This is a genomic window from Aquimarina sp. I32.4 (assembly GCF_002924285.1).
GTDB lineage: Bacteria > Bacteroidota > Bacteroidia > Flavobacteriales > Flavobacteriaceae > Aquimarina.
Map to the genome: position 1 here is coordinate 71,518 of NZ_PGUB01000007.1, position 9,145 is coordinate 80,662.

Sequence of the window (9,145 nt, forward strand, 5' to 3'; positions counted from 1 at the left end):
CAAAATTATTCCTTTGGCAAATAAAAAAATTGTTATTATCGGAGGTCCTTCTACTGGAAAGACAACCATCATTGAACATTTAGAAAGTATGGGAGAATTATGTCTTCATGAAATATCAAGACAGGTTACCCTAGAAGCTCAACAAGAAGGTATATCACAGCTGTTTCTAGAAGATCCACTTCTATTTAGTAGAAAATTAATAGAAGGCCGTATTGCCCAACATACTAATGCAAATAACATATCATCTGCAAGAGTATTCTTTGATAGAGGAATTCCTGATGTGATTGCATATATGGATTATGCCAACGAATCGTATCCTTCAGAATTCACAAAAGCATGTGAAACATACAGGTATGATTCTATTTTTTTACTTCCCCCATGGGAAGATATACATAAAACCGATAATGAGCGTTATGAAAGTTTTGACCAGGCACAACGTATACATCATCACCTTTATGAAACTTATACTAATCTAGGATATCACTGTATAGAAGTTCCTTTTGGAAATGTGGAAAAGCGAAGTAACTTTATCTTAGAAAATATTTTATCTGTATAATGAATACTCCCCTGCAAATACTCACACATTATTGGAAGTACGATACTTTCAAACCTATGCAGGAAAAAATCATTACTGCTATACTTGAAGGAGAAGATACTTTTGCTCTACTACCAACAGGTGGAGGAAAATCTATCTGTTTTCAGGTTCCTGCATTATTAAAAGAAGGAATCTGTATTGTTGTTTCCCCATTAATAGCATTGATGCAAGATCAAGTACAAAACCTTCGTCAAAAAGATATTAAAGCAATTGCGTTACCAAGCGGAATTAAATATTCTGAATTAGATACATTGCTTGACAATTGTATCTATGGTAATTATAAATTCTTATATCTTTCGCCCGAACGACTTCAACAAGACATTGTACAAGAACGTCTAAAAAAAATGAACATCAACCTTATTGCTGTTGATGAGGCTCATTGTATTTCGCAATGGGGTAATGATTTTAGACCTTCCTATAAAAACATTGATATTCTTAGAAAAATACATCCTTCAATTCCTATGGTAGCTTTAACTGCTTCTGCGACTACTGAGGTTATTAATGATATTGTTATTGAGCTTGATCTTTTTCAGCCAAAAATATTTAGACAATCATTTTTTAGATCTAATCTAGGATATAGAGTAAAGCATGTAAGTGATAAAAATTATATGCTTATAAAAATATTAGGAACCTATCCAGGAACATCAATTGTATATGTAAGAAATAGAAAATCAGCAATAGAATTAAGTGATTTTCTTAATGCTAACGGATATTCTGCTACATATTATCACGGAGGGGTAGACGCTCAAGAAAAAACAAAACGATTTACTCAATGGCTCAAAGAAGAGATTAGAATAATGGTAGCCACCAATGCTTTTGGTATGGGAATCGACAAACCCAATGTGCGTACCGTTATTCATTATACAATTCCAGAAAGTATAGAAAGCTATTTTCAAGAAGCTGGAAGAGCGGGGCGAGATGGTAAAAAATCTCTTGCTTTTTTATTAAAAAATGAAAGTGACAGCTATCGTTTACACAATCAATTTATAAAAGTACTACCAGATATTGATGCTGTTAAACTTGTATACAGAAAGTTATGCAATTATTTTAGAGTATCCTATGGCGAAGGAGAACAAACTATTCATGGTTTTGAATTTAATGTATTTTGCAGAACCTATGAATTGAACACTTTGGTTACTTATAATGTATTACTTTTTCTGGATCGTTGCGGAGTTATTAGGTTTATAAAAAGATATTCAAAAAAAAGTAGTTTACATATTCTAACTACAGGAAATCATCTTCTAAATTATCTTGATGACAACGTAGAATATCAATTAATTACCAAAGCTCTTTTGAGAACTTATGGCGGTATTTTTGATGAGGAAATCGATGTAAATCTATCTTTAATTGCCTCAAAAACAGGGAGACCTGAGAATGAAATCATTAAAGTCTTGAACAGACTAAAAGAGGCTGATTTAATTGAGTTTACTCATAAAACTTCTGACGCTGAGATTATTTTTTTAGTACCTAGAGAGGATCACCATACTATCAATAGAATAAAACATCACCTAACAAAACAGAATACCGCAAAAATAAAAAAGGTACATGCTATATTAAAATTCACAGAAAACAACTCTAGATGTAAAAGTAGAGAGCTTTTGGAGTATTTTGGCGAAAAAAAGACTTATGATTGTGAAATATGTAGTGTCTGTACGACAAAAAAAGAAACTAATTCATCTATAGATTTCACCAAAATACAAGAAGATATTATTAATCTTTTAACAATAAAAAACTTATCTTCAAGAGATTTACTTGCACAACTCACATATCCAGAAAAAATGACGTTACAGGTATTGAGAGAGATGAATGAACATCAAATTATAAAAATTAACCATGACAACAACTATCAATTAGTATAATAAAATGAGAGACTTACGAATCCTGTTTATGGGAACTCCAGATTTTGCAGTAGAAACCTTAAAAACTATAATAGAAAATAAATATAATGTAGTGGGGGTTATTACTGCTCCTGATAAACCCGCAGGAAGAGGAAGAAAACTTAGAGCATCTGCCGTCAAAGAATACGCGGTTTCCAAAAATTTAAAAATACTTCAACCTACAAACCTTAAAAGCGAAGCGTTTATTAAGGAATTAGAATCATTGAAGGCCAATTTAAATATTGTCGTTGCTTTTAGAATGCTACCAAAGATAGTTTGGAATATGCCAGAATATGGTACTTTTAATCTACATGCCTCACTTCTTCCAGACTACAGAGGGGCTGCTCCTATAAATTGGGCTATTATAAACGGAGAGCAAAAGACAGGTATTACTACATTCTTTATCGATGAGAAAATAGATACAGGGCATGTTATTTTACAAAAAGAAATTGAAATAAAAAATACTGATTCTGCAGGAAATTTGCATGATCGACTTATGACAAATGGGGCTGAGCTAGTTCTAGGTACAATAAAAGCAATAGAAAGCAATACTGTTAGTGTACAACCACAACCATTAGACAGCACTTTTAAAACTGCATATAAATTGAATCGTGAAAACACTAAAATTAACTGGGAGGAAACTATAGAAACAATCAATAATCTAATCAGAGGATTAAGTCCATACCCTTCTGCTTGGTGTCAACTACAAAATAATGGAGTGGTTGAAAACATAAAAATATATACTGCAAATCCTATTATAGAAGTACACAGTCATGATATAGGAAAAATTATAATTGAAGACTCTATTATGAAAGTAGCTGTAAAGAGTGGCTATATACAAATAGACAAATTACAACTTCCTGGAAAAAAAGCTATGGCATCAAAAGCACTGTTGAATGGTTATGTTTTTTATAGAGATGCAAAAATGAGCTAAAGCCTAATAACATAAGAGTTTAAAAATGATACAAAACAACATTGGTTATTAACAATCACGTTGAGTTATCAACAAATCCCTGTATTTACTGGGCTAATCCTTGCATGAATGATAAATCCGTATAAATTTGTAAAGCGTTTAACATAAAAGATTGGTTTAACCAACAATTAATTTAAAAACAGAATTATGAACAAAACAGAATTAATCGATGCAATGGCAGCTGACGCTGGAATTACTAAAGCAGCGGCTAAAAAAGCCTTAGAATCTTTCTTAGGAAACGTTGAAGGTACCCTTAAAAAAGGAGGTCGTGTTTCTCTAGTTGGATTTGGATCTTGGTCAGTTTCTCAAAGAGCTGCAAGAGAAGGTAGAAATCCGCAGACAGGTAAGACTATCAAAATCGCTGCTAAAAACGTTGTTAAGTTTAAGGCTGGTGCTGATTTATCTAGTTCAGTAAACTAATCAGTTCGTTTTCGATATTATCTAAAAACTCCCACTTTTGGGAGTTTTTTTATGGATTTTCCGTAAAAAAACTTCAAAAAACCTTCTACAGTTTTGATTATTAGAAATAATTATTTAGCTTTAAGATAAAGAAATGTTAATATGATATCACTTCAACCCTCAAAAGGGCATTTATTAATCGCTGAGCCATCTATTATAGGAGATGTATCTTTCAATCGCTCGGTGGTTCTTTTGGCGGATCATACTGAACAAGGTTCTATTGGCTTTATAATGAATAAACCTTTAGAATATCTTCTTGCTGATCTCGTTCCTGAAATTGAAGTAGATTTCAAAATATATAATGGCGGACCAGTAGAACAAGATAATCTCTATTTTATACATAAAGTTCCAGATCTTATTCCTGATAGTGTAGAAATCTCTAGTGGAATTTATTGGGGAGGGGATTTTGCTATTGTATCTACATTGATAGCACAAGAAAAAATCACCCCAAATGAAATTCGTTTTTTTCTTGGATATTCTGGATGGGACTCTGAACAGCTTAACCAAGAACTCGAAGCAAATTCATGGGTAATTGTAGAAAATAATTACAAAAAGAATATTTTTGGTAAATCCTGTGATACTTTCTGGAAAGAAAAAATGATAGAACTAGGTGGTGATTATCTACTTTGGTCTAATGCTCCCGAGAACCCTGCATATAATTAATTCCCTAATCGGATTTTAGTATTTAAGATTCCCAACAACCTTTTACTGGTTGTAACATTGTATTCCTTTTTCCTAAACTTGGTAACTGGTACAATACCAGTTATAACATTTGTTATAAATAACTCATCGGCTTTCTGTAGTTCAAATGGAGAAATAGACGCTTCCTCTACTGTATAATCTTTTAATTTTTCTAGAATACGTAATAACTGAGTTCTCAAAACCCCTTTTAAACATCCATCTGCCAAAGGGGGTGTTTTTATTGTATTTCCTTTTACAATAAAAACATTTCCATTTAAAGCTTCTAGAACCATTTTATTGGAATTTAATAGCAGACAATTATCAAAACCATTTTCTTTAGCAAAAATCCCTCCCAGAATATTAATCTGCTTACTGTTGGACTTAAGAGTTGACAAAAGATCTATATTCACATAATGATCTTTAAATAAAGTTACTTCATATTTTTGATCAGGTATTGTATAAAATACAGACTGTATTTTTGAAACAGAGATATTATACTCTACATCATTAGAATCAGGTGTATATAATCCTCCTGAAACTCTATGAACCATCAACTTAATCCTTACAGATGAATTCATCAATCCATTAGCTTCTATACTATCTTTTATTTCTTTTTCTAGAAACTCAGGAGTAAATTGTGATGGTATTTGCATTCTAAGAATACGCATCGAAGCCATTAATCTAAAATAATGATCCTCCCAAAACAAAATAATCCCTGCATTGACTCTTATTGTTTCAAACAGGGCATCTCCATAAGCATATCCTCTATTGTTTAGAGATAATATCGCTTGATTATCGTCTACTATATTTCCGTTGATATTTACCATAAAAAATCCCCATAAATTTAATGTTTATGGGAGTGTGTAAAAGTTTATATAAAAACAAGGATTATGCTGAGCCTAAAACATGTTTTAGATTACCTATCATATTATCCCAAAGCATTTTATTTTCTTCTATTTCATCATCTTCAGAATAATCTGTAATCATCAGCGAAACATCTTTTGTTATTTCGTCAACCTGAATACGCATTTCAAAATAATAATCATCGCCTTCTTCTTCATCTGCGGTCCATCTAAATTTTACACGCTCACCGCTTTTTTTGCTCAAAAGCTTGGCTGCTTCTTCAGAATCATCCCATATAAAAGTAAACAGTTCTCCCCTAGAATTTACATTATCTGCAAACCACTCCGAAAGCCCCGATGGTGTAGATATATATTGATATAATAGTTGCGGTGACGACTGTACCACAAATTCAAGTTCATATTTTGTTTTTTCAGACATATCATTAATTGTTGGTAAGCCAATATATAGATTAATTGTCGACTTTAAAAGTACATTGAAAAAAAAATTAATTCTTCAATAATGTTTGCGTCATTGCATTTTGTTTTTATATTTGCACCCTCGTTAGGATTTTTGATTAAAAACAAACATAATCTATTATTCTATAAGAGAAATTTGGCGAGGTAGCTCAGTTGGTTAGAGCGTCGGATTCATAACCCGGAGGTCGGGGGATCGTGCCCCCCTCTCGCTACAATATGAAGATAAAAAAATGCGCTTTAGGCGCATTTTTTTTATACCCTTAATTTCAGGTAAGTTACATTCATAATTCTTCTTAATTAGACCTATTAAAGGCTTCTGATTTTCTCTAATTCTATCTAAGTATTAGTTAGTTTCTAATAGTTATATTAAGAAAAAACAAAAACTTTTACTAGGTAAAATAGTAGAAATAAAATAGAGTTCTATATAAATTTATAAAAATATAAAAACTGTCTAATTTAGTAATTTTTCAAAATGAAATGCAGAAAAACTATATCAAGATTAGTTTTTTTTCTGAAAAAAAAATTATTATCAATACTGTTTCTCTTTTTTACAGCAAAAAATATGCCCGATTAGACAGTTTTTTATATAAAATTTAGGTTCTTTTGTACAACTTAAATTGAATGACCAGCCGTATGTCCTCCTGCAACATTAATAGTTTCTCCTGTTATAAAATTAGCAGATGCCAAATAATAGGCTGCTTCTGCTATTTCTTTTATTTCTCCTATTCTATTTAATAAATGTAACCCAGCCAAACTATCAGCATCTTCAACCCCTATCTTTTTTTGTAAAGGGCTTCTAATAATCCCTGGTGCAATAGTATTCACTTTTATATTATTCTTACCAAACTCAGCCGCTAGTTGCCTTGTCAAAGAGTGTATTGCTCCTTTACTTGTAAGTGGTGCTGTAGCAGGAAACCCATCTATAGCATGCTCTACCAATACAGTTCCTATGTTTATAATTGCCCCATTATGTTGTTTTATCATATGAGGAATAATTGCTTGAGAAGCAAAGTAAGTGCCCTTTAGGTTTACATTCCAATAAAGCTCTAAATCTTTATCTTCAACTTCTAAAAAGGGTTTTGGAGAAAACACTCCTGCATTATTAATTAATACCTCTACCGAATTGAATTTTTCTATTGCTAAATTCACCAATTTTTGTCCAGTCTCTTTTTTGCTTATATCTCCTGCTAAGTATGTTGCATTGGTAGGTGAACCAAGATCTTGATATGCTTCTTTTAAGTTCTCTAGATTAGAAGAGTTCATAACAACATTACTTTTCTTTTCTATAAAGTATTTTGCTATTCCTTTTCCAATTCCAGAAGAAGCTCCTGTAATAATTACTGTTTTATTTTTCATTTTTTTGTTCCTAAATATTGTTCTCCGTTTACACCCCAATTACCCAGAGAAATTTCCTCTATAACAACATGAGTTGTTTCTGGATTTTTGTTAAGGACACTGACTACCAATTGTGTCGCTCCTTCTATTAATTTTTGTTTTTGTTCTAGCGTTACCTGTTCATCAGTAACTTTAATGTTAATGTATGGCATATTTATATTGATTTAATTACCCTACAAATTTGGGGTTAAGTGAGGTGGTAAACGAGGAGGAATATCACTTTTTTAGAGTGATATATATCACTCTTCATACTAGAAAAGAATTGTAATTATGAATTTAATCGACTGAGTGTTTCTCTTGAAACACCTAAGTATGCGGCAATCATTTTTTTTGGAACTCGTTGAAAAAGTTTAGGGTATTGTTCCAGTAGTAAATCATATTTTTCTTTGGTAGAATTTTTTAGTAATGATAGAATTCGATTCTGAAGTGCTATTCTACCATTTTTACTTTTTTTGGCCCAAAAACGTTCCATTTTATGCATTTGAGCAGTCAATTTATCTCTGTTTTCAAAAGATATGTACAGTAACTCACTATCTTCTATACAATCTACAGAGGTCTTGGATTTGGTTTGTTTTACAAAAGACTCATAATCTGTAATCCACCAATTTTCCATTCCGAATTGTAGTATATGTTCTTTTCCATTATCATCAATAAAATAACTTTTTAAACAACCTTGTACAACCCAGTACTCCCTAGTAACAAAATCTCCCTCTTGAATAATATATTGGTGCTTCTTTTTTTTTATAGATTCAAAATGACTCAATACAAAATCAAACTCCTCATCAGTAAGCTCAATTATTTCTTCTATATGTTTTCTAAGAGGATGTATCATTTTCAACTATTACAATAACATCATTAATTTTTCTGAATCGTATATAGTTGCAAATTCTTCATTAAAATTAGCAAATGTTGTCAAATGTATAGTCTCTGAGTCATATTTCTCCCTGTTAATTCCTATACGGTAAAAGGTTGCTGTTGCATCAGAAATTAGATATCTATCATATCTAAAATTTCCTACCATTCTGGCTGTAGGCTGTACATGTTCATTAAACTCAAAACCTTTATTTAATTTATGTAATTTAGAATTTATATCAGTTGAACTATGCCTTACATGAAAAATAGGGAGGTTTAGTTCTCTCCCCTTATTTAAAATAATTCCACAAATGCTTTCTGTTTTTTTATTATTTCTATTTCCTCCCCAATATTCTTCATCTAAAAAAGTTTTTTGAACATCTACTAGAATAAGGGTTGGTTTTTTTTCTTGTAATTTCATTTTGCGGCCAGAATTTTATTTTAATCCTACTTTGTCATCTTAGAAAAAAGGAGCAAAACGTTTTGTGAATGATAGTAAACACACTATTTTGCTCCTTCAAAATAAATGTTTCACAAATTAAACAAAAGCGTGCTATAATAGATAGTATCCGCCAAAAAAAATGATTCCAAAACCCCTGAATTTTTGGAATCTGTCCGTTCTAGTTTTACTTCCTTCTTTTCAGATTTTAGTACGCACTTTAAGATTGTCAAGTTTTCTTATAGGCAACACGCCTTTGATTACTTTCAATCGCTTTTCAAACTAGAAAAGAAGACTGTAAACTGCCAGAATATAGCAGATCACTTGTCTTGTTTGGATCAACAAAGCATTAATCATTTTATCAATAGCGATTGTTGGTCGTTTAGAAATTTAATGGACCAAGTAGCCTTAGAATCTTCAAAGATGTTTGTTAATAATAAACAACCTACTGGTTTACTGATAGATGAGGTAGGTTTTCGTAAAAAAGGAAAAATGTCAGCTTGTGTTTCCAGACAATATTTAGGCTGTATTGGTAAGACTGATAATGGGCAAGGT

Annotated in this window: 12 protein-coding genes and 1 tRNA gene; 7 read left to right on the forward strand and 6 right to left on the reverse strand. The window is 31.6% G+C overall.

Annotated elements, in window-relative coordinates; all coding sequences use genetic code 11:
- Positions 1 to 13: 13 nt before the first annotated feature.
- The 5 genes from CVD18_RS02755 (at position 14) to CVD18_RS02775 (ending at position 4,567) form a co-directional block, all read left to right on the forward strand.
- Complete coding sequence (locus CVD18_RS02755; protein WP_103863917.1) at positions 14 to 556, forward strand: AAA family ATPase; 543 nt, start codon at positions 14 to 16, stop codon at positions 554 to 556.
- Positions 556 to 2,454 carry an ATP-dependent DNA helicase RecQ gene (locus CVD18_RS02760; protein WP_103863918.1) on the forward strand — a complete coding sequence of 633 codons (1,899 nt, stop codon included), beginning with the start codon at positions 556 to 558 and terminating at the stop codon, positions 2,452 to 2,454. The genes CVD18_RS02755 and CVD18_RS02760 overlap by 1 nt, the downstream gene beginning before the upstream one ends.
- Before the next feature lie 4 nt (positions 2,455 to 2,458).
- Complete coding sequence (gene fmt / locus CVD18_RS02765) at positions 2,459 to 3,406, forward strand: methionyl-tRNA formyltransferase (RefSeq protein ID WP_103863919.1); 948 nt, start codon at positions 2,459 to 2,461, stop codon at positions 3,404 to 3,406.
- A gap of 186 nt (positions 3,407 to 3,592) precedes the next feature.
- Positions 3,593 to 3,865 (forward strand): HU family DNA-binding protein, encoded by a 273-nt coding sequence (locus CVD18_RS02770; protein WP_103068624.1) that lies wholly within the window; start codon positions 3,593 to 3,595, stop codon positions 3,863 to 3,865.
- A gap of 141 nt (positions 3,866 to 4,006) precedes the next feature.
- Positions 4,007 to 4,567 (forward strand): YqgE/AlgH family protein, encoded by a 561-nt coding sequence (locus tag CVD18_RS02775; RefSeq protein ID WP_103863920.1) that lies wholly within the window; start codon positions 4,007 to 4,009, stop codon positions 4,565 to 4,567.
- Here the strand turns inward: CVD18_RS02775 and CVD18_RS02780 are convergent.
- Both CVD18_RS02780 and CVD18_RS02785 read right to left on the reverse strand, forming a co-directional pair.
- Positions 4,564 to 5,412 carry an aminotransferase class IV gene (locus CVD18_RS02780; protein ID WP_103863921.1) on the reverse strand — a complete coding sequence of 283 codons (849 nt, stop codon included), beginning with the start codon at positions 5,410 to 5,412 and terminating at the stop codon, positions 4,564 to 4,566. The two genes, CVD18_RS02775 and CVD18_RS02780, sit on opposite strands and share 4 nt — an antisense overlap.
- Before the next feature lie 61 nt (positions 5,413 to 5,473).
- A complete protein-coding gene (locus CVD18_RS02785) occupies positions 5,474 to 5,866 on the reverse strand; it encodes an START-like domain-containing protein (RefSeq protein ID WP_103863922.1) in 393 nt (130 codons plus the stop codon).
- Positions 5,867 to 6,042: 176 nt separating this feature from the next.
- Here CVD18_RS02785 and CVD18_RS02790 point away from each other — a divergent pair.
- Positions 6,043 to 6,116 (forward strand) — tRNA-Met (locus tag CVD18_RS02790).
- Between the two features lie 400 nt (positions 6,117 to 6,516).
- Here the strand turns inward: CVD18_RS02790 and CVD18_RS02795 are convergent.
- The 4 genes from CVD18_RS02795 to CVD18_RS02810 form a co-directional block, all read right to left on the reverse strand.
- The gene (locus tag CVD18_RS02795) at positions 6,517 to 7,260 is read right to left on the reverse strand and encodes an SDR family NAD(P)-dependent oxidoreductase (protein WP_103863923.1); all 744 of its coding nucleotides are present in this window, start codon (positions 7,258 to 7,260) and stop codon (positions 6,517 to 6,519) included.
- Positions 7,257 to 7,451 (reverse strand): 4-oxalocrotonate tautomerase family protein, encoded by a 195-nt coding sequence (locus tag CVD18_RS02800; protein WP_103863924.1) that lies wholly within the window; start codon positions 7,449 to 7,451, stop codon positions 7,257 to 7,259. The genes CVD18_RS02795 and CVD18_RS02800 overlap by 4 nt, the downstream gene beginning before the upstream one ends.
- A 116-nt stretch (positions 7,452 to 7,567) precedes the next feature.
- A complete protein-coding gene (locus tag CVD18_RS02805) occupies positions 7,568 to 8,131 on the reverse strand; it encodes a Crp/Fnr family transcriptional regulator (RefSeq protein ID WP_103863925.1) in 564 nt (187 codons plus the stop codon).
- Positions 8,132 to 8,140: 9 nt separating this feature from the next.
- Positions 8,141 to 8,572, reverse strand: a complete 432-nt coding sequence (locus tag CVD18_RS02810; protein ID WP_103863926.1) for a cysteine hydrolase — start codon at positions 8,570 to 8,572, stop codon at positions 8,141 to 8,143.
- Positions 8,573 to 8,755: 183 nt separating this feature from the next.
- Between CVD18_RS02810 and CVD18_RS22320 the strand changes: the two genes are divergently transcribed.
- Positions 8,756 to 9,145: transposase (locus CVD18_RS22320; protein WP_146052690.1), on the forward strand; the 390-nt coding region annotated here is incomplete at its 3' end.

What these genes read in the sequence shown, in the direction of transcription:
- CVD18_RS02760 (WP_103863918.1), top strand. Translation starts at nt 556, where the DNA reads ATGAATACTCCCCTGCAAATACTCACACATTATTGGAAGTACGATACT.
- fmt (WP_103863919.1), top strand. Translation starts at nt 2,459, where the DNA reads ATGAGAGACTTACGAATCCTGTTTATGGGAACTCCAGATTTTGCAGTA.
- CVD18_RS02770 (WP_103068624.1), top strand. Translation starts at nt 3,593, where the DNA reads ATGAACAAAACAGAATTAATCGATGCAATGGCAGCTGACGCTGGAATT.
- CVD18_RS02775 (WP_103863920.1), top strand. Translation starts at nt 4,007, where the DNA reads ATGATATCACTTCAACCCTCAAAAGGGCATTTATTAATCGCTGAGCCA.
- CVD18_RS02780 (WP_103863921.1), bottom strand. Translation starts at nt 5,412, where the DNA reads ATGGTAAATATCAACGGAAATATAGTAGACGATAATCAAGCGATATTA.
- CVD18_RS02785 (WP_103863922.1), bottom strand. Translation starts at nt 5,866, where the DNA reads ATGTCTGAAAAAACAAAATATGAACTTGAATTTGTGGTACAGTCGTCA.
- CVD18_RS02795 (WP_103863923.1), bottom strand. Translation starts at nt 7,260, where the DNA reads ATGAAAAATAAAACAGTAATTATTACAGGAGCTTCTTCTGGAATTGGA.
- CVD18_RS02800 (WP_103863924.1), bottom strand. Translation starts at nt 7,451, where the DNA reads ATGCCATACATTAACATTAAAGTTACTGATGAACAGGTAACGCTAGAA.
- CVD18_RS02805 (WP_103863925.1), bottom strand. Translation starts at nt 8,131, where the DNA reads ATGATACATCCTCTTAGAAAACATATAGAAGAAATAATTGAGCTTACT.
- CVD18_RS02810 (WP_103863926.1), bottom strand. Translation starts at nt 8,572, where the DNA reads ATGAAATTACAAGAAAAAAAACCAACCCTTATTCTAGTAGATGTTCAA.